Below are 23,363 nucleotides of genomic sequence, written 5' to 3' on the forward strand. Positions count from 1 at the left end.
ATCAAGAATTTATTTGAAAATCCTACACAGCAAAATGCAGAACTTATTTCGGGAGCGGTACAGTTTTATTCGCAAAATCTGACTACTACACTTCAACAGTTTCAACCTTTATTTACATTTGCTCAAAATTTTTTGCAGGAAAACCCCGATACATTGAATCCGAAAGCATTATTTCTGAGATTTAAAGGTTTAAGTGATGCTCTTATACAAAATCCAAATAAATTATTAAAAATCCCGTGCAACCAATTGCCTCATTGGCAAGATATTGCAATGCACCAAATACCCCAAAGTGTAAAAATAAAATTGCAAAATATTCCAAATCAAAACAGTTACTGGTCGAGTTGGAATATTACTAATTTAGATAATGGAGAAGGCGCTCATATTAATATGGACTTATTTCCAGTAAAAATTTCTACAATGCCTAAAAAACCTAATTCAACACAGAAATATACTCCAGCTGAATTTTTTGATTTTTTTAGAAAAAACATAAATTTGTTTGCAGAGAAATTTACACCAATAGAAAATAACTACTATAATATACATGATACAGCACTTTGGAACTCTGCAAATCCTTTAGGGGCTTTGATACATATTGATATTACTCCAGATGATGGAACAGTTGTTTGTTCAGGAGTAAGCACCAATACATGGATATTTTCAACAATAAAAGCACCGCAAGGTTGGTCATATGATGGCGTACATCCCGTTTCAGGAAACAGAGCATTTTCCTATTATATGGATGGGACAACAATGTATATCTATACAAGAGGTGTAGATAGAACCTCTAAAATAAATGACGAAAAAACTCCTATAATAAATTATATCATGGAGGCTATAGCTTTTTCTGCAGCAGATGATTTATGGACTGAAATGCAAAACAAGCTATCGAAATATGTAAATGATAGAGAAGGAAGCTCTAGTGTAATTACACCTGTAAAATATAGACCAAATTATGATGGGATTAAAAATTATCTTAAAGGAAAAATTCCTATAAGTTCTGTAGGTTGTAACTAGTAAAAAAGAATAAATGAAAAATTTTACACTAAATATTTTCAAACTGATAGGGATTATGTTTATCTCTATTAGTTTGAAAAACGTTCTTCAAATATTTTTAGGAACATTAACTAATTATTCTGAAGTAACCAAGCCATATAGATTAATAAATATAAATAATAGAATTACTTTTGAGACAAAAATTAACCATTTAAAACTAATATTTTTGTATGACTTTATATTGTTTGCAACAATTGCATATTTCTGGATACTTTTAATATTATATCTTTTGATAAAGAAATTTGGAAATAAATTATGGATGCACATTTCATATACAATATTGATCTATATCTTTACTATAACCTATTTTGACCCATTCAATTATAATATAATATTCATATTTATTACTGTAATTTTAGGATATGTAAACTGGTGGATGTTTGAAAAGTGGATAATGTTTGAATAAAATATAATATTAATATGGAAACAAATGAAATAAATCCGGGTAGCGGTTTAATAATCTGGCAAATTTTAGTTTGTATTTTTCTTATCGGACTAAGTTATTTTGTGTATAAAATTTACAAAAAAATAAAATAACATTTTATAACCGTCTCAAATTGAGGCGGTTTTTTGTTAAAAAAAATATCAAAATAAAAAAAAGATATAAAAACTGTCATTTGTCAGCACTTTACAAAACATTACTGATTTATAAACTTTTAATGTAATATCTTTCTATAATCCGGAAACATTCAATCTTAATCTTCTGCCATAACATTTAATCAGGAATTATTAAATTTGTCAAAAGTAAAAAAGATATGTCAACAGCAGAACAAACAAAAAATTCACAATATTTTATAGATCTTGAAGATAAACACGGTGCTCACAACTACCATCCCCTTCCTGTCGTTTTAGACAAAGGCGAAGGTGTTTTTGTATGGGATGTTGAAGGCAAAAAATATTATGATTTCCTTTCAGCTTATTCTGCTGTAAACCAAGGACATTCACATCCAAAAATCGTTGATGCTTTAGTAAATCAGGCTAAAAAATTAGCATTGACTTCAAGAGCATTCTACAACTCCAAGTTGGGAGAGTATGAGAAAAAAATAACAACACTTTTTGGTTTTGATAAGGTTTTGCCGATGAATTCCGGAGCTGAAGCGGTAGAAACAGCCGTAAAATTAGCCAGAAAATGGAGCTATGAAGTAAAAGGAATATCAGAAAATGCAGCAAAAATTGTAGTTTGTGAAAACAACTTTCACGGAAGAACAACCACGATTGTATCATTTTCAAACGATCCAGATGCCAACCAGAATTACGGACCTTTTACTCCTGGTTTTGTAAAAATTCCTTATAATGACATCAATGCTTTAGAAGAAGTTTTAAACAGAGAGGCAGAAAATATAGCCGCATTTTTAGTAGAACCTATTCAGGGAGAAGCCGGAGTTTATGTACCGGATGAAAATTTCCTTAAAAAAGCTTCTGAATTATGTAAAAAACACAATGTTCTTTTTATTGCAGACGAAGTTCAGACAGGAATCGCGAGAACAGGGAAGTTAATTGCCTGTCATCATGAAAATGTTCAGCCTGATATTTTGATTTTAGGAAAAGCACTTTCAGGCGGAATGTATCCGGTTTCGGCGGTTTTGGCAGATAACGAAATCATGAATGTGATAAAACCCGGACAACATGGTTCTACATTTGGTGGAAATCCTATTGCCTGTGCGGTTGCAATAGCGGCTTTGGATGTTGTGGAAGAAGAAAAACTTTCTGAAAGAGCTGAAGAATTAGGAAAATTATTCAGAAACGAAATTGAAAAAGTAATCGTAAAAACCAATCTTATTACGAAAGTAAGAGGAAAAGGGTTACTAAACGCTATTCTGATCAATGATACGCCCGAAAGCTCTACAGCATGGAATCTTTGCTTACAGTTAAAAGAAAACGGTCTTCTTGCAAAACCTACTCACGGAAATATCATCAGACTAGCTCCGCCTTTGGTAATCACCGAAGAACAGCTTCTTGACTGTGTAAAAATTATTGAAAAAACAGTTTTAGAGTATCGTAATTAGAATTATTTATAAAAAATTAAAGCACTCCTTTATTATTCGGAGTGCTTTTTCATTGTAAGAAAAACTGTTTTATAACATATTCTGCAATCTTAAAATAAACAGTATTTTTGCATTTACAACAAAAAGTGTATGAATCTTTCTGTAGCAATAATTACCTATAACGAAGAAAGGATAATAGAAAAAAACCTGCAAGCCATTGATGCTTTAGCAAATGAAATCATTATTGTTGACAGTTTTTCTACCGACAAAACAAGAGAAATCTGTGAAAAATATTCAAAAGTAAAGTTTATACAGAAAAAATTTGAAGGTTTCGGTCAACAGAAAAATTTTGCGATCGACAATTGCAGTGGCAGCTGGATTTTGTTTTTAGATGCAGATGAAATTCCCACCCAAAAACTTAAAGATTCCATTAGAAAAATATCTTCTTCACAACATCACGAATATGATGTTTTTCATATTGAATTTAACAATATTTTTCTTGGAAAAACTCTGAATTATGGAGGTTGGGGAAATATCAAAAGAGAAAGGTTTTTTAGAAAAGGCTTTGGAAAATACTCGAAAGATATTGTGCATGAAGAATTTATCACTTCCAGTCAAAAAGGTACAATAGAAGGTAAAATCAATCATTATACATACAAAGACATACATCATCACATAGAAAAGTCTAATAAATATACCTCTATGATGGCAGAAAAAATGTTTAAAAGAGGTAAGAGAACTGATGTTTTGCAAATTCTGATTAAGCCCGTTTATCAGTTTTTAAAATCTTACCTGTTCCAACTTGGATTTTTAGATGGTTTTGTTGGGTATTACGCAGCCAAAACTGCAGCTTTTTATACATTTATGAAATATATGAAGCTTTATGAATATCAAAAGTTTTCAAAACAATAGTAGGTCTAAAAGTCTATTTTATTATATCTTCATAAAGCTTTTCATAAGAATCAGCCATTGTTTTATAACTAAAGTCCAAAGCTCTTTCTTTTAATTTAATTTTAAATTTTTTTTTATCCGAATTAAATTGTTGAATACCAATGCTATAGACATTTTGCATTGTTTCAGGAGAAAAATCATCAAAATAAAAAGCCAGATCGCCACCAATTTCCGGGAGGCTTGTCAGATTGCTCAGAAATACGGGCTTACCGAAAAACATGGCTTCTACAGGCGGGATTCCAAAACCTTCTGCCAGTGAAGGATGACAATAAGATTCGCAGTTTTGTAAAAGATAATATTTCTCTTCATTGTCTAAATTTTCCAGAATATGAACCCTGTTTTCCAGATGCAAATCTTTTATTTTTTGTAAAAATCTTTCTTTATAATCTGATTTTGCAGATGATGTGACCAGAACAAGGTCACGGTCATTAGCAGAAATTAGGTCCAGCAGAACTTCCTGATTTTTTTTAGGAAAAAGCACCCCGATGTTTAGAATATATTTTTTGTTGATAAAATTATATTGCTGGCGAGACTGAAACTCTTTTCTTTCGGGAAAAGTCAGTCCATTATAAATTACCTGAAATTTCACCTCATCTTTTATTTTAAACAAATGTTTATTTTTCAAAAAATCATTCATCACAAACTCAGAAATGAATACAATTGCATCAGCATTACCAATATTCTTCTGAACTTTCCGGATAGATTTTTTGATCTTCTTTTCAGAACTGCTGTCATGAAGGAAATTCAGATCATGAAGGGTAACAACTTTTTTTTGATTTTTATTAATTGAATGAAAATAATCTGAAAGCTGATGCGTTACATGAACAAGAGAAAACCTGGCTGTATTTGCCGGGAAAAACTTATGCCAGAAATGCCAGTTGATAATGCTGAAAAATTTCTCAGTAGAAGGAATATTCTTTTCGGGACCGAAAAAAGTATAATCAAAACGGCATAATTTTTCGTCTAATCCTTTAATAAGAGCAAGACAGACATTAGCAATACCCGAACGCGGATATTTTAGTCTTTCAACATCTATTAAAATATTTTTTTTCACTAAAAGATGGCTTTTTGTCAAAAATAGAAATTTAATATTTAAAATCTTTACTTTTGTTATATGAAAATTTGTTTAATAAGTTTTGATTTTTGGCATTACGATGAGCACATTGTCCGAACACTAAAAGAAAAAGGCATAGAAGCTCACCATATCAACATTGGAGCCTTTACTCATAAAGATTTCAGGGCAAGAGTGAAAAACACGATGAGCAAAGTGTTTACCGGTAAAAATCCAAAGCACGAAAAAAGACAGAATTTCATTATAGAGTCTTTAGAAAAAATAGGTAAACAGGATCAGATTTTGGTGATTAATCCCGAAGCTATCGAAGAGCGCGTGCATGAAGTGATCAGAAAATATACTGTAAAAAATATTGCGTATCTGTATGACAGTATGTTGAGAAACCCCGCAGAACATATTTTGCATTTCTTTGACGAAATTTATTCTTTTGATGATCATGATGTGAAACAGTTCGGTTTCAAAAAAATCACCAATTATAATTATCTGAAATATCTTCCTGCCGAAAAACAAAATCCCGAACTGGATTTATTTTACATTACTTCATATGATAAGTTACGTCTGGAAAAGCTTGATGTGCTGATAAATAAACTGGAGCCGCTTCAGATTTCATTTAAAACAATTATTGCCGGTAAAAAAGGTTGGAAAAAACATTTCAGTCAGGCTATTAATCAAAACAACATTGATATTCTGAAATTCAGAAGAACAAATATTCCGCAAAAATCTCTGCCTAAACTTTACAGCAATTCTAAAGTAATCTTAGATCTGCAACGTGAAAACCAGAGCGGGCTGAGTTTCCGGATATTTGAAGCTATGGCTTTGGAGAAAAAAATTATTGCTGATAACGAAAATATTAAAAACTACGATTTTTATAATCCCAACAATATTTTAATCCTCAACGAGGATTTCAGCAACATTGATAAAAGTTTTTTTGAAACTGATTATGAAAAACTTCCGGATGAAATTTATTACAAATACACATTGGATCATTGGGTAAACACTGTTTTCAGTTTATAAAATCACCATGACTGCCAAACGTTGGCAATGATGACCTTTAAAAACAATAAAAAGCTACAGATGAAAGAAGTCAGGTATGTATTGATTGTCACAAAAGAATTTCAGTCAGAATTTCAATCGAATAGCGGAGGAACGGGTGTTTTCTACCAAAATCTTGCCGAAAGTCTTATTAAAAAAGGAATAAAGGTTTCTGTATTTGGTTCATCTAAAAAGGCTTTTGAACAAAAAGATGAAAACTTCTCGCTCCTTTTTGTAAAAGATTATTTTAAGAAAAATAAACTGGCAGAACTTCTACGGTCTGTTACCGGAAAAATTTCTTTTTTGCAGAATTTACATTACAAAATCTATGATTGGGAAATAGAATATTTACAAAAAGAACTCACAAAGTTCATCAAAAATAAAGAAATTGATGTAATCGAAACTCATGATTGGGAAGGAATGAGTCGGATAACAGAAAATTTAAAAATTCCTTATATCATTCGCTGTCACGGTTCTTGGTCGGTTTTACACAAATTTTTCGGATATGGTGCTTCAAAAGGCAAAATTTACAATGAGAAAAAGGCTTTTGAAAAAGCGGATTACATCATTACGATTTCTGAAAGCAATGAAAATATCGTAAGACAGGTTTTCGGATCTAAAAATTACCATCTTATTTACAACGGAATCGACACAGATTTTTTTAGACCTCAGCAAAATATTCCTGTCAAGCCCAAATCTATATTCTATATCGGAAATGTTTCTGTGGAAAAAGGTGCGCAAACAGCACTGGATGCTTTTATAAAAATTAATCAGAGTGAATCTGCAGCCAGTCTGCATTTTATTGGCAGAGAGACTGAAATTTCTGAAAAACTAAAAGAAAAAATTAAGCAAAATAACCTTCATAATAAAGTTGTTTTTCACGGAAGAAAAGATAAAAATCAAGTTATAAAACTGCTTTCGGAAGCTGAAGCTTTAATATTTCCGTCTAAAGGCGAAACTTTTGGTTTAGCGCTTACCGAAGCAATGGCTTTGGAAAAACCTGTTGTATGTTCTGATCTCGAAGTTTTCAGAGAAATTGTAAAAGATGGCAAAAATGGACTAATTGCCAAGTCAGAAGATGATTTTGCAGAAAAAATCATTAAAATATTTTCTGATCAGCCTTTTGCTCAGTATCTTTCTCAGAATGCCCGAAAGACAATCGTTGAAAAATTTTCTCTGGAGAAAATGCTTGAGGAAACAGTGAGTTATTACACGGAAATTATCAATAAAGAATAACCATTTTATTTAATCTTCTGAAACTGCTTCACTTGTTTTTCCGAAGAAAAAAGATTTAATATATTCAAAAATCCTTTCAGTAATTTCCACAAGAAAGAGTGGTTTTTATGGATATACCGGATCTGAAGCATTCTTTTAGAGCCCGCAAACTTGACCATCTCAATTTCCTCTCTCAAATGAGGAAAAAGCGTTTCATATACAGATTGCTTTTCCTGTTGGATAAGATGCTCATTCTGGGGATTACTGGAAAGACCTGAATTATCAAAGTCACTCACTACCAAATCAATGTGCATATATTTTGCCTGATGGATTACTGAAGACTTTAAAAAGAATTCCCAGTCTGAAACAACTTTTAAATTTTCATTATAAAAACCTGTTTTTTCAAAAAGATCTTTTTTAATAAAAGTAGACGGATGAGGTAAGAATGAATGAAGGAAATAAGTCAGATTAATATTTTCCGGCGGCGTAAAAAGTGTTTGAGGAATACCATCTAAACTGTAAATTAAATTTCCTGAAATAATATCTGCATTTTGCAGAAAAGGAAGAATTTTCTCAATTACATTTCCATTGTCAAGCTGATCTCCGCTGTTCAGAAACAAAAGATATTCTCCGTTTGACATTCTGATTCCTTTATTCATCGCATTATAAACACCGGTATCGGGCTCACTTATCCAGTTACTGATGTATGGATTGTTTTGGGAAATTAGTTCTTTGCTTCCGTCGCTGCTGTTTCCGTCTACAACGATATATTCAAATTCTTTAGAATTCTGATTGACAATGCTTTGCAAAGTTTTTTTTAAACCTTCTGCATTGTTGTAATTGATCGTAATTATGGAAAGCCTGTAAGTCACTTTTTTATTTTATAAATTATATCAACAGAATTCTACCTTAAAATCAATCTTTTTTCATTTTAAATTTAGGTACAAAAAGCAAAACAAGGCTGATCATCCATTTCAGAATTCTCCAGGCAGCAGGAAATTTTTTAATATGAAGTACATGTTGAATTCTTCTTGCTCTAGCTTCATGACTTAACGCCAAATCTTCAAGAAACGCACCAAAATATCTATTCAGCGTAATCTCTCTTTCAGCGTGATAAAGAGCTAAGTTTTCAGGTTTTGCTGAAATTCCCGAATAATCATAATAGCAGATGGTCTGTTCTAAGTGTTTATAGCTTACATTGTGCAAACATATAAGAACAATAAAAAACTCCCAGTCTGCACAGATTTTATAATCTTCTCTGTAATAAAAATACTCATCGAAAAGTTTTCGTTTGATGAAAGCAGCCTGATGATTGATTCCTCCATAGTAAAAGAAACTAAAAGTCAGTTTTTTTGGCGGAACTTCTTCTCTTCGATAGCCTTCATCATTAAAGTATATTGAATTTCCATAGAGAATTCCCACATCAGAGCTAAGCTCCTGCTGCACTTTTTCCAAAACCTGCGAATCGTAGAAAAAATCCCCGCTGTTCATAAAGATAATGTAATCACCAGAAGCTTTACGGATGCCTTTGTTCATAGCATTGTAAACTCCGGTATCTTTTTCGCTGATCCAATAATTTATCTGAGAATTATTTTCAATTATTTCTTTACTTCCGTCTGTACTTCCGCCATCAATAACAATGTATTCAAAATCTGACCATGTCTGGCTTTTGACAGATTCAAAAGTTTTGACCAATCCTTCCTTGTTATTAAAATTGATTGTAATTATGGTTAACTTCATGCTCATTACCTGCATTATTTTAAATTATTGTTTCACAGCATCAGAATAAACCTTCAAACATTGTTCTGCAGCGTCTTTCCAGTCAAATTTCTTTACATGTTCCAATCCTTTTTGGATGTATTGCTTTCTAAGGTCTTCATCAAAAAGCAGCATCTCTATTTTTGTACGCAAATCTTCTTCGGAATCAGAATCAAAATAGATTCCGGCATCTCCTGCAACTTCTGGAAATGAACCGTGCTTGGTTAAAATGATCGGACATCCGCATGCCATAGATTCCAGAACAGGAATTCCAAAACCCTCATATAGTGACGGGAAAACAAAACATTTGGCTTTTTGGTAGAAGTGTCCCAATTCATTTTCGTTAAATTTTCTTTGAAAAACCTGTTTTTCAACGTTAAATTCCTTTAAAAGCTTAACTTCTTCTTCCTGAAATTTCCCTCCACCAGCTGCGATAATCTTTAGATCATGATTCTGTTTCAACAAAGGAACTGTTGCTCTCAGAAAAAACTGAAAATTTTTATAATTTGAGCGGGATCCTACATATAAAATATAATTTTCAGGCAGATTAACCTTTACATCAGGGTGTATTTTTATGGAACTTCCATGATGTACTACTTCTATTTTAGCAGGATCAATATGCGGATATATTTTAGTAATATCTTTTTTGGTATTGTGTGAAACGGCAATAATTTTTGCAGCTTTCTCCATCAATAATAACTTACGCTCTACTACCTTAAACGGATCATCAATAAAATATTCAGGCAGAATCTCATGAATCATGTCATAAACAGTAAGGACAAATGGCTTGTCACCGATTTTATCTAAAAAATAAGGATTGTAATAAGTCGGCACAAATACATCATAATTCTTGTTTTCAAAAGCCTGATTGAGTAATTTTTCAGAATTTTTTCTTCTTAATGTTCTGGTACTTATTTTAAAAAAAGCCAAAACCCCGTACAGAAGATGAAGACTTTTATTTTTCACCATCAAATCAGTTTCATTTACATAAGCATTATCAGAACTGTAAATAGGGAGTATTACCTCAATATCATTTCTTGTTGACAATACCGAAAAAACTTCCGTATAATATCGCGATATTCCGCCGTAAGTTTGCTGATCAAAGATCTGTGGATCTAATAATATTTTCATTAAATATTTAATTGGATTTGACTGGTTTTATATAACACACTGTTAATCATTTAGAAGTGTGAGAACTTTGGCTTTGCAAAATCCGCTGAATCTTAGCATAATCTTTTTCTAAAAGACTTTGTCTGATAATTCTGAAATTAACCCTTCTCTTTTTCAATCCGAAAAAACTCCTGTACTTTGTGATACCATAAAACGCAAAATTTATCTGCTCATGAGAAAATTTTTCTTTGGAGAAAATATGGTAGTTTTTGTATCTGTAATAATTTTTGTTGAATTTTTCTGCAATTATTTTTAATGCCTTTTCAGTATAAAAAGCAATATGCTGCCCTGTTTCATTGGCTATATAAACCCAATCTTCAACAGATTCCGATTGCGGAACTATATCGGTCGAAAAAATAAGATTGTCAGAATATTCAAAAATTTCTTCAATCTGTTGTAAAGGATTTTCAAGATGTTCAAAAACTTCAAATGCAGTTACTACATCAAATTTTTTAAGCTTAGTATCGGTAATATCAAAATGTTTTGAGAAAATATTTTCGCAATACAAATCCTGTCTGTAAAATTCGTAACCCAAATCTCTCATTAAACGGACAAATATGCCATAACCACCAGCAAAATCAAGATATTTCTGAGAATCTGGAAAAAATGTATCTATATATTTTGGTATTGCTTCAGCCAATTCATTATTTCTCTTCAAAATACCAATATCTAACGAGGTAATTGCACTATTATACGCCTCTTCTAACCAAAAAGGTTGATCTGTTTGTATAAATCCGCAGTTTTGACATTGGTGATAATCTACTTTATATTTAAGCAGTATCATTTTAGAAAAAACAGTTTCGGCAGCTGAAGAGCAAATTTTACAGTTCATTTAGACAATATTATCAGATTATTGTCGATCATAATCATCTTCAATTCTCACAATATCGTCTTCACCGAAATAAGTTCCTGTCTGAACTTCAATAAAAACAACCGGCTTCTGAGAAAGATTCATCATTCTGTGCTTGGCTCCCAAAGGGATGAAAATACTTTCGCCATATTTTAAATGAATTTCTTTATCATCCAGAACCACAGTAGCATCTCCTTCAACAATTGTCCACTGTTCCTGTCTTTGATGATGATACTGATAAGACAGTTTCTGCCCCGGATTTACTTCAATTCTTTTCAGTTTATAGTTGGGTTCGTCTGCCAAAACATAATATTTCCCCCAAGGTCTTTCGCCTATTTCTAGCATAATCTGTGAATTCTAAATTTTTACAAATGTAGATAATAAGATTAAAAATCCAAATCTCATTTAGATTAAAGCTCATCAAAAACATTTAATTTGAGTAAATTTGCAAAAATTTTATTTAAAATGGACAAAGTAAGAGTACGTTTTGCTCCAAGTCCTACGGGACCTTTACATTTGGGAGGCGTAAGAACTGCATTATACGATTATCTTTTTGCTAAAAACCAAGGAGGCGAATTTGTGTTGAGAATTGAAGATACAGATACCACAAGATATGTGGAAGGAGCAGAAGAATATATTGAGGAAGCCCTTGAATGGTGCGGCATTATCGCCGATGAAAGCCCGAAAAAAGGAGGCAAATTTGCACCTTACAGACAATCTGAAAGAAGACATATTTACGATAAATATACCGCACAGATCTTAAAAACAGATTATGCGTACATTGCTTTTGATACTGCTGAAGAACTGGATGCCATCCGTGCCGAATACGAAGCCAGAGGAGAGGTTTTTTCTTATGATAACAGAACAAGAAATCAGCTTAGAAACAGTTTAACGCTTTCTGAAGAAGAAGTTCAGAAATTACTGGATGAAAAGACGCCTTATGTTGTAAGATTCAAAATGCCGGTTGACCGCACTTTAGGACTTAAGGATATTATTCGTGGGAATTTCTCGGTCAATACAGATACTTTAGACGATAAGGTTCTGGTAAAAAATGACGGAATGCCCACTTATCATTTCGCCAACATCATTGATGATCACGAAATGGAAATTTCTCACGTAATCCGTGGTGAAGAGTGGCTGCCTTCTTTAGGTTTACACACTTTATTGTATGAAGCAATGGGTTGGGAAGCACCTCAATTTGCGCATCTTTCTTTAATTTTAAAACCTGAAGGAAAAGGAAAACTAAGCAAAAGAGATGGTGATAAATTCGGGTTCCCTGTATTTCCTTTGAATTTTACAGATCCTGTAACAGGAAATGTTTCTAAAGGGTATAGAGAAAGCGGTTATCTTCCTGAAGCATTCATCAATATGGTGGCACTTTTGGGATGGTCTCCTGCAGACGATAAAGAAATTTTATCTCTGGATGAAATGGCAAAAGAATTTGATCTGAATAAAGTTCATAAAGCCGGAGCAAGATTCAGCAAAGAAAAAGCAGAATGGTTCAACCATCAGTATATTCAGAAAACTTCGGATGAAGCACTGTTGAATATTCTTAAAAATTCAAACTTACATTTAACACTTTCAGACGAGAAACTGTTAAAAGTAATCAAGCTGATGAAAGAAAGAGCCACTTTCCCAAAAGATATTTACGAAAGCGGAAAATTTTTCTTCGAAGCTCCCACTTCTTATGACGAAAAAGCATCCAAAAAAGCATGGAATGATGAAACTTCGGCAGTTTTAGCAGAATTATCCTCAAATCTTCAGGAAGCAGATTTTAACGCTGAAAATTTAAAGCAGATCGTTCATGATTTTGCGGAAAATAAAGGTCTGGGAATGGGTAAAGTGATGATGCCGCTGCGTTTATCATTAGTGGGAGAACTTAAAGGACCGGATGTTCCGGACATCATGGAACTTCTTGGAAAAGAGGAAACTACCTCCAGAATAAACAATGCAATAAATAATTTTAAATAGATTTTGATAATTTTTCATAAATTTGAAAGATTTAATTTACTTCAAGAATGGAATATTTAAGTTTCGAACTTCCTATAAAAGAATTAATGGATCAATACCAAACCTGTTCTTTAGTAGGAGAAGAAAGTGGTGTTGATGTAAAATTAGCATGCAGCCAGATCGAGGATAAAATCATAGAAAAGAAAAAAGAAATCTATGGAAATCTTACCCCTTGGCAAAGAGTACAACTTTCCCGTCATCCGGATCGCCCTTATACACTGGACTATATCCACGGAATGGTAGACAAAGGCAGTTTTCTGGAACTTCACGGGGACAGAAATTTTGCAGATGATCCCGCATTGATCGGTGGTTTGGCAACTTTAGACGGCCAGAAAGTAATGATCATAGGAACCCAAAAAGGAAGAACTACAAAAGAAAGACAGCACAGAAGATTCGGGATGCCGAATCCTGAAGGATACAGAAAAGCTTTAAGACTGATGAAGCTTGCAGAAAAATTCAGAATTCCTGTAGTTACCTTAGTAGATACTCCAGGAGCTTATCCTGGTCTTGAAGCTGAAGAAAGAGGACAGGGTGAAGCCATTGCAAGAAATATTTTTGAGATGACCATGCTTAAAACTCCTATTTTCACTTATATTATTGGTGAAGGAGCAAGCGGTGGAGCTTTAGGAATTGGTGTCGGAAACAAAGTATACATGATGGAAAATACTTGGTATACTGTAATTGCACCGGAAAGCTGCTCATCAATCCTTTGGAGAAACTGGGATCATAAAGAAGATGCTGCAAATGCTTTAAATCTAACTCCGAAAGATGCCTTAAGAGAAAAGTTCATTGACGGAATCATTGAAGAACCACTTGGTGGCGCACATTACGATCCGGAAGTTGCTTATCTGAATTTAAAAGCTTCTATTCTGCAAAACATCAAAGCCTTTTCAAAATTCACAGGAAAAGAGCTTGAAACCCACAGACAAGAAAAATTTATTGCCATGGGGCAATTTAAAGGATAAAATAAAAACCGGTACACTTAATGAGCGTACCGGTTTTTTTTGATCTAAAATTATTTGATTAATCCTAATCCGCAACATTCAGCTCAATCTGAATATCCCGCTGGATTTTCTTCAGAGAAGAATATTTTGCATCGCAGACCTGAGTCGTCAATACATATTCTCCTTTATCTACCATAATAAAATTCTGACCTCTCGCCGGAACATCCACATTGTAATATTTGTTTCCGCTGATCTTAACTATGAGATTACATTTCGATTTATTTTTGATATTGATGTAGGCTTCTTTATCATTAGGGTCATGATTGAAAATATGACTCAGCATAGAAGCCGTTTTTTTGGCATGCTCACTCGGCTCAGATTTTTTGCTGCTTCCTGTAGATGCTAAATTCACATTTTTCTCAGAAGATGTATTAACTGCAAGATTTTTACCTTTATTAAGCTCATTATTGCTTACAATTTTTTCAACCTTACTTTTACTCAAAGGCTTTATCGTAGGTTTAGCTTCAATAGAATTATCTGCCATGATGATATCCATGAGTCTCCTTTTAAGAGCATCTGTTTTTTCGTGACCGGGATTCTGCTTAATAAACCCGGCAATAATTCGGGGTTCGGAAGAACTTTCCGCTTCTTCGAGAGTATAAATAATTACTGTTTCCTTTTCAGCAACTGCTTTTGTTTTAGAGGTGCTTTTTTTCTTTTTCTGAGCAATACCCAAACTGAAAATACTTAGAAATATAATGAGAAAAAGTTTTTTCATCAAATTAATCTTTAAAAATTTATTAAATAAATACTATAACGCTAAAAGTCATTTTTTAGTTTATCATTAAAATCATTATCTTTGCACGACTTAAAAATAAACTATTAAAGTTAATCATAATTTTAAATAAATAAACAATAAATATTATGTCTTATACACCAGCTGCTGCAGACGTAGCAAAATTAAGAAACCAAACAGGTGCAGGTATGATGGACTGCAAGAAAGCTCTAGTTGAAGCAGAAGGAGATTTTGAAAAAGCAGTTGACATCCTTAGAAAAAAAGGTCAGAAAGTTGCTGCTAACAGAGCTGACAGAGAATCTGCAGAAGGAGCAGTAATCGCAAGAGTAAACGAAGATAATACTTTAGGTACGATCATCTCTTTAAACTGTGAGACTGACTTTGTTGCTAAAAACGAAGCTTTCGTTGAATTGGCTTACGAATTGGCTGAAATGGCAATTTTTGCTGCAACTAAAGAAGAATTATTGGCAACAGATTTCCACGGAATGACTGTAGCTGAAAAATTAATTGAGCAGACAGGTGTTATCGGTGAGAAAATTGAAATCGGTGCATTTGAAAGAATTACAGGACCTTTCCTTGGAGCTTACATCCACGCTGGTAACAAAATTGCTGCCATCACTTCTCTTTCTGCAAAAGTAGACGGAGCTGATGAGGCTGCAAAATCTGTTTCTATGCAGGTTGCTGCGATGAACCCGATCGCTCTTGATGAAACTCAGGTTTCTCAGGAAACAATTGACAAAGAATTGGAAATTGAAAGAGAACTATTAACTAAAGAAGGTAAGCCAGAAAATATTATTGATAATATTTTGAAAGGTAAAATGCAGAGATTCTACAAAGACAACACTTTGGTACACCAATCTTTCATTAAAGATAACGCTATTTCTGTTGCAGACTACGTAAAATCTGTAAGCTCAGATCTTAAAGTAACAGGATTTATAAGAGTTAGCTTATAATCTTTTTAAATTTTTAAAATACTGTCCCGGTGATTTTTTTCATCGGGATTTTTATTTATGCTATATTTCACATAATATGAATAACATAGCAATATTCATTCATTATTTATAATTTCAAAAATATTAACATAATGTTAAAAAAATAACGTAAAAATTTGATTATTAATACTTAAATTTGTCGCCCTGAAATTTTTGTATGAAAAGAGTTTTATTATTAATATGCACATTTTTATGTTTATTGTTTAATGCCCAGCTTGATACCGAGCACTGGTTTGCGCCAATGGCATCAAAGGCAGGAAATAGCGGATTAGAAGGTTATCTTTACCTTTCAACCGACGAAACAGTTCCCTTTACAGTCCAGATATTCAACAACAATACTTTATATACAAGTACTCAGATCAGCAAAGGAAATCCTGCGCAGATTATTATTCCAAACAATTTTCTGATTACCTCAAATCAGTTTGATCTTTTTACGCCCAATTCTATGGGACTGAATGTAAAAGGAACTAAAAGATTTTTTGCAAATTATAGATTTTCACTGCAAAATCACGCTGAAATCATCACTTCAAAAGGTTTGGCAGGACTCGGAACAACTTTTTTTGCAGGAACAGTTCCCATTACAGGAAGCGCAACTTATGTAAACTCTACAATCGGAGTTACCGCAACCGAAGATAATACAACTGTTGTAATATCAGGATATAATCCTAATGTAGTGTTTTCTGACGGCACATCTTCTCCAACCAAAACTTTCACATTAAACAAAGGACAATCTTATATTGTAGATGCAAGAAGTACAGACAGCCCTTTTAATCCTACCGGACTTGTAGGAGCAAAAATAGTATCTACAAAACCTATTTCGGTGACCAATGGTAATTTTAACGGAATTTATACCAATCTTAATTTCAGCAATAATGATGTTCTGATGGATCAGGCTGTTCCTGTCAACAGATTGGGAAAAGATTTTATCATGGTGAAAGGAAACGGTAATGTAGCTAATGAAATGGAAACGGCACTTATCATTGCCACAGAAGATAATACTCAAATTGCTTTCAACGGAGCCGGAACTGCAGTCACATTGAATGCGGGACAATATTACATGGTTCCGACTGGTAATTACATTAATCAGGGAAGCGGAAATTATAACATGAATATTACTTCAAACAAAAATATTTATGTTTATCAATTGCTTGCCGGAATTATGGGTGGCGGATCCAATAACGAATTTGCAACAGGAGGAATGAATTTCATTCCGCCATTAAGCTGTTTTATGCCCAACAAAGTAGATGAAATCGGATTCATCAATATGATTGGAGGACAGGCTTTTAACACAAAACTGAATATTATTACCCAAACCGGAGCTGTAGTTACTTTAAACGGAAATCCTATTGCTGCCAACAACGGACCTTATCCCGTAACAGGGAACCCTAACTGGGTGACCTATTCTGTACCGAATGTTTCCGGAATTATTTCTGTAAATTCTACCAAATCTGTAACTGCAGGAATTGCAGCAGGAAGCGGTGCTGTCGGCTACGGTGGTTACTTTGCGGGGTTCTCGTCCGTTCCTGCAATTTCTAAAACAGGTGACTGTTATGCCGGCATACTTTTACAGGTAGATAATTCTTATGACTCTTACCAATGGTTTTTAAATGGAAATCCTATTCCGGGAGCGACTTCTTTCTCAATAAACCCAGAACTTTACGGAGCAGGAAATTACACGTGTCAGATTACAAAAAACAATTGCGAAAGCAAGCTGACTGCAATCTATAATTACACATTATGTCCGCCAATTACTACAACAACATATACAATCGGTTCTTGTAATACAAAAGTAATTACTCCTTCGTTTAGCAATTCAACTCAAAATATTGTTCCGTCGCTTACAGGAATTATTTTGCAGCCAACTTCCGGTACAGCAACTGTAAATCCGGCAAACGGTCAGATTACCTATACTCCAAACTCAACTTTAACTAGTAATACAACAGATACTTTCATTTATTATATTCAGGGAAATGGTAATCCTTTTGATTTTGAATATTTTAAAATTATTATTAACACAGACGTTCTTCAGACCAATAATACAAGTATGGTTTCTTGTGCCAATTCTGCAGGTAACGGAACGTTTGATTTAACCACGGCTAATCTTACCACAAATTCAGGCACTTCGGTTGTATATTATACCAATTCTAACCTGACAGGTCAGATCAACACTCCAAACAATTACACAGGTCCTGAAGGAACAATATATGCTAATGTAACTTCTGCTTACGGATGCTCTAAACCTGCACAGATTATATTGACAGTAAATCCGTTACCTAATATCAATACTTCCAGTTTCAACGCAAATCTTTGTGATGATAATCTTGATGGAATTATTAATGTAAATTTCTCAACGATTACACCTCAAATCGTAAACAACTCAGGAAGCTTTAACGTAAGATATTATTTGAATCAAACAGACGCAAATGCCGGAAATAACAATACGCTTCCCAACAACTGGACATATACTGCGAATACAACAGTCTATGTAAGAGTTGACGGAATTAATACCAATTGTCCTCCTGCTTTTGGACAGATCAACTTTTCTGTAGGATCAAAAATATCTTTATCCACATTAGATTATTCCACGTTAGTTTGCGATACCAACTGGGACGGAACAGAAACCGTTAACTTAAATACTTATAAAAATAATTTCACTACAGATCCTGCTGTTACATTGAGCTTTTACAGCACTTTTGCTAATGCGCAAAATGCGACCAACGCTATCAGCTCAAATCAGATCATTGCTCCTTCTCAGGTGTTTTTTATTCGATTTCAGACTTCAGGAAGCTGCCCTAATATAGCAAAGATTACCTTATCACTGGATCAGCTTTCAACATCCAATGCTAACTTATCTGCTTGTGCCAATGCTAACGGAACAGCAAATTTTAATCTGACTACAGCTACTGTTACAGCAACTCCGGGAGCAACAGTTTTGTTCTTTTCAGATGCTTTGCTCACAGCTCCTATTGCAACGCCTACAAATTACAATTCTTCCGGGGGAATAGTTTATGCACAGGTGAGTTCAGGTTTCGGATGTACAAAAACAGCACAGATCAATTTAGTCATCAATCCGTTACCTAATATCAATACAGCTAATTACAACGCTGTACTTTGCGATGATAATTTTGACGGAATAATCAATGTAAATTTCTCAACAGTTTCACCTCAAATCGTTACCAATTCAGGAAGTTTTACTGTAAGATATTACCTGAACCAAACAGATGCAAATGCCGGAAACAACAATACACTTCCTAATAACTGGACATATACTGCCAATACAACAGTTTATGTAAGAGTTGACGGAATCGGCACCAATTGTACTCCTGCTTTTGGGCAGATCAACTTTCAGATTGGAAACCGAATAACCTTATTGGCAACCAATGCCACTACAGATGTATGTGATAATGATCTGAATGGAACTCAAGCCGTTAATCTTAATGATTATAAAAATCTATTCAGTACAGACCCTTCCGTTGTATTAACATTTTACAATACTTTAGCCAATGCGCAGGCAGGTACAAATACCATTACTCCCAATCAAAACATCACTTCTGTTTCAACATTCTATATCAGATTCACCAGCAATAATGGATGTCCAAATACAGCAGTTTTAACGGTTAATTTAAAATTTCCAAAGAAATCTGAGGTTCTAAAAAATCAGGTAGTTTGCGCAGATCAAAAAGCTTTACTGGATGCAGGAGCAGGTTTTACTTCTTATTCATGGAGCACAGGAGCAACAACACAATCCATCAGTGCAGGAGAAGGTGTTTATTTTGTAGATCTAGGATTTAATGGTTGCGTTTACAGACAAACAGTTACAGTAACCAATGCCCCACTACCTGTAGTGACAAGCGTAACGGTTACAGGAAATACAGCAACGATTAACGTAACAGGAGGAACTCCTCCTTATCAATATTCATTAAATGGAATTGATTATCAGAGCTCTAATATTTTCACAGGATTGGTAAGAGGTCCTTATAAAGTGTATGTCATCGGGCGAGATGGATGTCAGCCGGTTACAAAAGATTTTTTACTATTAAATTTAATTAATACCATTACTCCTAATAATGACGGCAAGAATGATGTTTTAGATTACTCCGATCTCAAAATCAAAGATCAAGTAAGCATAGAAGTAGTTGACAGATATGGCGCTGCCGTTTATCAATCTTCAGGAAAAAATTATATATGGGACGGAAAATCGGGAGGACGCAACTTATCTACCGGAACTTATTGGTACATAATAAAATGGATTGAACCCGATACTAAATTGCCAGTTTCTTATTCAGGATGGCTTTTAATTAAGAATAGAGAATAATTTTTTCAATTTATTTATGATTTATTAAGAATATATTAAATATTATACTAATTTTGTAGAAATCCTAATTCTTTAACTTATGAAAAGATTTCTACTCAGTTTAGTATTAATATTTTTGTCATTCAGTTCTCTCTTTGCCCAAAGAGATACCGAACACTGGATTGCACCCTACTATTACTCTACTTCTTACACACAGGCTCTGTATTTATCTACTGATTCTATTACGCCTTTTGATGTAACAATTTACAGTAACAATGCTGTTTTGCCTGGTGGAGTTGTAACAATCAGTAAAGGTAACCCTGTTGTTTTTCAGGTGCCTAATACTTATATCGCAACCAACTCTGCATCAGAGGCATTCAATGTAATATCAAAAGGTTTGTATCTGAACGGATCTAAACCATTTTTCTGTACTATGAGAATGGTAAGTTCTACCACACACGCAGAGATTGTGACCAGTAAAGGAAAGGCTGGAATTGGAAAATTATTTTATGTTGCTAACACCCCATCTACTGCAACATTCAACACATTCACATCCGGGATTCTTGCTACAGAAAACAATACTGTGGTAACAGTTACGTGGAACGGAAGTATTACATTCATTGGAGCTCCTACAGGTCTTGGGAATACGCATACTGTAACTTTGAATAAGGGTGAGTCTTTTATATTTGCCGGAAACACCACTGGAACTGCTCCGTTTATGGGAGCAAAGATTGTTTCTGACAAACCTATAACACTTACAAATGGAAACGTAAATGGTAATTTCGGAGCCAGTACTGCTGCAGGATCTGATGCCATATTAGACCAATCTGTTCCTGTAGAAAGATTAGGAAGTACTTTTGCAATGGTAAGAACAAGATCCAATACATCTGATTTGGAAGGAGCCATTGTAATTGCTACTGAAAATAACACTCAGGTTTTTCTAAACGGATCAGGAGTAGCTATAGCTACTTTAAACGAAGGACAATGGTACAGAATTTCAGGAGACAATTATTTACAGCAAGGAACCTCTGACCATTATAATATGTTGGTATCAACATCTAAAAATGTATATTTATATCAACTTGTTTCTGTAAATAACAGCAGTGCAACCTGCGGTTTTAATTATATCCCGCCGTTAAATTGTTTTCTTCCAAGAAAAATTGATGAGATTCCGCTTATTAATGAAATGCCTCTGAATAATTCAAGCTCTACACCATCTGGAACATTAATTAAATTAAATATTCTTACTGAAGCTGGAGCTACAGTTTTAGTAAATAATGCTGCTCCAACCGCGGCGCAAGGACCTCACCCTCTTACGGGTAATACAGCTTGGGTAACCTACGGTATTGAAGGAGTGGCAGGAAATCTTGTTATTGAATCTACAAAAGCTGTTACTGCAGGTATTAACGGCGGCTACTCCACTTCAGGATATGGAGGTTATTTTGCAGGATTCTCTTCTATTCCTATCATTGCTAAACAAATAGGAGACTGTATACCAGGAATTATACTTGAAGTAGATGACAGTTATGAAACTTATCAATGGTATCTAAATGGAGCTCCTATTGCAGGTGCTACATCGCATACATTTACACCAACAGTAGCCGGTAATTATACAGTGAAAGTAACTATGGGTACATGTCCTCCGGTTACGACCCCTATATATAAAGTTTTTAGCTGCTTACAGCAAACAACAAAAACACTTTTTATTTGTGGTGCAAAAACGATTACTCCTACTTTTAGCAACTCAACGCAAGCATTACAGCCAAGTTCTGTACAAATTCTCACTCAACCAACCAATGGTACAGCAACATTAAATCCAAACACTGGTGTAATCACGTATATTCCAAATCCTGGTAATCCTCCTGGAACCACGGATGTAATTGTTTACAAATTCTGTGGAAATGCTACTGAATTTGTGGATTGCGAACAGGTAACTCTAAACTTAAATCTGGTACCATTTGTAGTAAATGATCGTACTATTTATGCTTGTCAATATGCCGGAAAAGGATTTTTTGACCTTACAACTGCTACAGTAACCGATGGTGTAGTACAGACTACGAAGAAGTTTTACCCTACTCTAGCAGACCTCAATGCAGGAAGCAATCAAATTACCAATCCTACAAATTATTTTTCGGGAGCCGGATTTGTTTATGTAAACGTAACCACTGCTGAAGGTTGTGTTGGAAACGCAAAAATCACATTAGATTTTTACCCTACACCTGTTGTTAATGAAGCAACTCTAACCGAATGCTTTATAGTAAATAATGAAACCAAAGGTAAATTTAACTTGACTGCTGCAAATGTAACGGCAGAAAGTCCCGTAACTAAGAAATTCTACCCTACTTTCACAGATGCAAGCAATGGAACTAATGAAATTACAACTTTTTTAGACAACTATATTTCAGCAAATGGAGCTGTATATGTGAGAGTTTTCAACTCTAATGACTGTTATGCTATTGCAAAAATTAACCTTCAGGTAACTCCACCAAACAGATCTACCGTTTTAAAAAATCAATCCATCTGTATTGATGACAGAACTACTTTAGATGCAGGACCTGGTTATCAGTCTTATCTATGGAGCAACGGAGCAACCACTCAGTCTATTCAGGGAGTTGGAGTTGGGGAGTACTGGGTTACACTTCAAAGCAACGGGTGTTACGTGACGCAGTATGTAAGCGTTAAAAAAGCAGAAGATCCGGTAATCACATCTATTGAAATTTCAAACAATACTGCTACCGTAATGGTGAATGGCGGAACTGCACCTTACAAATATTCTGTAGACGGAACCACCAATTGGCAGGACTCCAATGTATTTACTAATTTATCAAGAGGACAGCACACTTTCTTTGTAAAAGACTCGTTCGAATGTACACCAATTTCGGTGGAAATTACAATTCCAAACTTAGTAAATGCCATTACACCAAATGGTGACAGAGTAAATGATTATGTTGATTATAAAGAATTAGCTTATAAAGAAAATCTTACGTTTACAGTATATGACAGATATGGTAACCTTATTTTCAAAGGCGACAGGTTTAATAATTACAGATGGGACGGAACTCATCAAGACAAAAAAATCCTTACAGGTACATATTGGTATCATATTAATTGGAATGAACCAAATGCTGCTAAGACCCCAATAAAATACACGGGTTGGATTTTAGTGAAAAACAGAGAATAGACAGCCAATAATTAAAATTAAAAAAACCACAATATAACAATTGTGGTTTTTTTTTGATTG

At 34.0% G+C, this 23,363-nt stretch carries 18 protein-coding genes; 11 read left to right on the forward strand and 7 right to left on the reverse strand.

All coding sequences use genetic code 11. The features are described 5' to 3' along the window. The 4 genes from AC0NBN_RS04000 to AC0NBN_RS04015 all read left to right on the forward strand — a co-directional run. On the forward strand, positions 1–1,014 hold a 1,014-nt coding region (locus AC0NBN_RS04000), incomplete at its 5' end, for a hypothetical protein (RefSeq protein WP_160813594.1). A gap of 13 nt (positions 1,015–1,027) precedes the next feature. Then, a complete protein-coding gene (locus AC0NBN_RS04005; RefSeq protein WP_160813592.1) occupies positions 1,028–1,459 on the forward strand; it encodes a hypothetical protein in 432 nt (143 codons plus the stop codon). 349 nt (positions 1,460–1,808) lie between these two features. Beyond that, complete coding sequence (gene rocD, locus AC0NBN_RS04010) at positions 1,809–3,059, forward strand: ornithine--oxo-acid transaminase (RefSeq protein ID WP_160813590.1); 1,251 nt, start codon at positions 1,809–1,811, stop codon at positions 3,057–3,059. A gap of 129 nt (positions 3,060–3,188) precedes the next feature. Then, on the forward strand, positions 3,189–3,950 hold the full coding sequence (locus AC0NBN_RS04015) for a glycosyltransferase family 2 protein (protein WP_160813588.1): 762 nt from the start codon (positions 3,189–3,191) through the stop codon (positions 3,948–3,950). A gap of 13 nt (positions 3,951–3,963) precedes the next feature. Here AC0NBN_RS04015 and AC0NBN_RS04020 read toward each other — a convergent pair whose 3' ends face one another. Then, a complete protein-coding gene (locus tag AC0NBN_RS04020; RefSeq protein WP_160813586.1) occupies positions 3,964–5,043 on the reverse strand; it encodes a glycosyltransferase family 4 protein in 1,080 nt (359 codons plus the stop codon). A 60-nt stretch (positions 5,044–5,103) separates the two neighbouring features. Between AC0NBN_RS04020 and AC0NBN_RS04025 the strand changes: the two genes are divergently transcribed. Beyond that, positions 5,104–6,075, forward strand: a complete 972-nt coding sequence (locus tag AC0NBN_RS04025) for a WaaS/CpsH family glycosyltransferase (RefSeq protein WP_160813585.1) — start codon at positions 5,104–5,106, stop codon at positions 6,073–6,075. A gap of 27 nt (positions 6,076–6,102) precedes the next feature. Further along, entirely contained in the window at positions 6,103–7,329 is a 1,227-nt protein-coding gene (locus AC0NBN_RS04030) for a glycosyltransferase family 4 protein (RefSeq protein ID WP_160813583.1), read from the forward strand. Positions 7,330–7,334: 5 nt separating this feature from the next. Here the strand turns inward: AC0NBN_RS04030 and AC0NBN_RS04035 are convergent, their stop codons facing one another. The 5 genes from AC0NBN_RS04035 to AC0NBN_RS04055 all read right to left on the reverse strand — a co-directional run bounded on the left by AC0NBN_RS04035 (position 7,335) and on the right by AC0NBN_RS04055 (position 11,431). Next, the gene (locus AC0NBN_RS04035; protein ID WP_160813581.1) at positions 7,335–8,180 is read right to left on the reverse strand and encodes a glycosyltransferase family 2 protein; all 846 of its coding nucleotides are present in this window, start codon (positions 8,178–8,180) and stop codon (positions 7,335–7,337) included. A 43-nt stretch (positions 8,181–8,223) separates the two neighbouring features. Next, a complete protein-coding gene (locus tag AC0NBN_RS04040; RefSeq protein WP_474467152.1) occupies positions 8,224–9,048 on the reverse strand; it encodes a glycosyltransferase family 2 protein in 825 nt (274 codons plus the stop codon). Between the two features lie 24 nt (positions 9,049–9,072). After that, on the reverse strand, positions 9,073–10,197 hold the full coding sequence (locus AC0NBN_RS04045; protein ID WP_160813578.1) for a glycosyltransferase family 4 protein: 1,125 nt from the start codon (positions 10,195–10,197) through the stop codon (positions 9,073–9,075). Positions 10,198–10,243: 46 nt separating this feature from the next. After that, the gene (locus AC0NBN_RS04050; protein WP_160813576.1) at positions 10,244–11,020 is read right to left on the reverse strand and encodes a class I SAM-dependent methyltransferase; all 777 of its coding nucleotides are present in this window, start codon (positions 11,018–11,020) and stop codon (positions 10,244–10,246) included. Between the two features lie 66 nt (positions 11,021–11,086). Continuing rightward, positions 11,087–11,431: a phosphomannose isomerase type II C-terminal cupin domain gene (locus AC0NBN_RS04055; RefSeq protein WP_312344237.1), complete on the reverse strand. Its 345-nt coding sequence runs from the start codon at positions 11,429–11,431 to the stop codon at positions 11,087–11,089. Positions 11,432–11,551: 120 nt separating this feature from the next. Here AC0NBN_RS04055 and gltX point away from each other — a divergent pair, with 120 nt between their 5' ends. Then, entirely contained in the window at positions 11,552–13,057 is a 1,506-nt protein-coding gene (gltX, locus tag AC0NBN_RS04060; protein ID WP_160813575.1) for a glutamate--tRNA ligase, read from the forward strand. Positions 13,058–13,104: 47 nt separating this feature from the next. Then, on the forward strand, positions 13,105–14,061 hold the full coding sequence (locus AC0NBN_RS04065; protein WP_160813573.1) for an acetyl-CoA carboxylase carboxyltransferase subunit alpha: 957 nt from the start codon (positions 13,105–13,107) through the stop codon (positions 14,059–14,061). 64 nt (positions 14,062–14,125) lie between these two features. Here the strand turns inward: AC0NBN_RS04065 and AC0NBN_RS04070 are convergent, their stop codons facing one another. Next, a complete protein-coding gene (locus AC0NBN_RS04070) occupies positions 14,126–14,818 on the reverse strand; it encodes a DUF6759 domain-containing protein (protein WP_160813572.1) in 693 nt (230 codons plus the stop codon). A gap of 146 nt (positions 14,819–14,964) precedes the next feature. On the opposite strand from AC0NBN_RS04070, the gene tsf reads away from it, so the two are divergent. From tsf to AC0NBN_RS04085, 3 genes are all read left to right on the forward strand, one after another. Next, positions 14,965–15,789 carry a translation elongation factor Ts gene (gene tsf, locus AC0NBN_RS04075; protein WP_143885210.1) on the forward strand — a complete coding sequence of 275 codons (825 nt, stop codon included), beginning with the start codon at positions 14,965–14,967 and terminating at the stop codon, positions 15,787–15,789. A 196-nt stretch (positions 15,790–15,985) separates the two neighbouring features. Beyond that, complete coding sequence (locus tag AC0NBN_RS04080; RefSeq protein WP_160813570.1) at positions 15,986–20,143, forward strand: T9SS type B sorting domain-containing protein; 4,158 nt, start codon at positions 15,986–15,988, stop codon at positions 20,141–20,143. Positions 20,144–20,222: 79 nt separating this feature from the next. Beyond that, complete coding sequence (locus tag AC0NBN_RS04085) at positions 20,223–23,303, forward strand: T9SS type B sorting domain-containing protein (protein WP_160813568.1); 3,081 nt, start codon at positions 20,223–20,225, stop codon at positions 23,301–23,303. Positions 23,304–23,363: the final 60 nt, after the last annotated feature.

It is taken from the genome of Chryseobacterium sp. L12, from assembly GCF_056133985.1.

Coding starts and splice junctions, on each gene's coding strand:
- AC0NBN_RS04025 (WP_160813585.1), top strand. CDS start 5,104: ATGAAAATTTGTTTAATAAGTTTTGATTTTTGGCATTACGATGAGCAC.
- tsf (WP_143885210.1), top strand. CDS start 14,965: ATGTCTTATACACCAGCTGCTGCAGACGTAGCAAAATTAAGAAACCAA.
- AC0NBN_RS04045 (WP_160813578.1), bottom strand. CDS start 10,197: ATGAAAATATTATTAGATCCACAGATCTTTGATCAGCAAACTTACGGC.
- AC0NBN_RS04030 (WP_160813583.1), top strand. CDS start 6,103: ATGATGACCTTTAAAAACAATAAAAAGCTACAGATGAAAGAAGTCAGG.
- AC0NBN_RS04015 (WP_160813588.1), top strand. CDS start 3,189: ATGAATCTTTCTGTAGCAATAATTACCTATAACGAAGAAAGGATAATA.
- AC0NBN_RS04070 (WP_160813572.1), bottom strand. CDS start 14,818: ATGAAAAAACTTTTTCTCATTATATTTCTAAGTATTTTCAGTTTGGGT.
- AC0NBN_RS04085 (WP_160813568.1), top strand. CDS start 20,223: ATGAAAAGATTTCTACTCAGTTTAGTATTAATATTTTTGTCATTCAGT.
- AC0NBN_RS04005 (WP_160813592.1), top strand. CDS start 1,028: ATGAAAAATTTTACACTAAATATTTTCAAACTGATAGGGATTATGTTT.
- rocD (WP_160813590.1), top strand. CDS start 1,809: ATGTCAACAGCAGAACAAACAAAAAATTCACAATATTTTATAGATCTT.
- gltX (WP_160813575.1), top strand. CDS start 11,552: ATGGACAAAGTAAGAGTACGTTTTGCTCCAAGTCCTACGGGACCTTTA.
- AC0NBN_RS04065 (WP_160813573.1), top strand. CDS start 13,105: ATGGAATATTTAAGTTTCGAACTTCCTATAAAAGAATTAATGGATCAA.
- AC0NBN_RS04040 (WP_474467152.1), bottom strand. CDS start 9,048: ATGAAGTTAACCATAATTACAATCAATTTTAATAACAAGGAAGGATTG.
- AC0NBN_RS04050 (WP_160813576.1), bottom strand. CDS start 11,020: ATGATACTGCTTAAATATAAAGTAGATTATCACCAATGTCAAAACTGC.
- AC0NBN_RS04080 (WP_160813570.1), top strand. CDS start 15,986: ATGAAAAGAGTTTTATTATTAATATGCACATTTTTATGTTTATTGTTT.
- AC0NBN_RS04055 (WP_312344237.1), bottom strand. CDS start 11,431: ATGCTAGAAATAGGCGAAAGACCTTGGGGGAAATATTATGTTTTGGCA.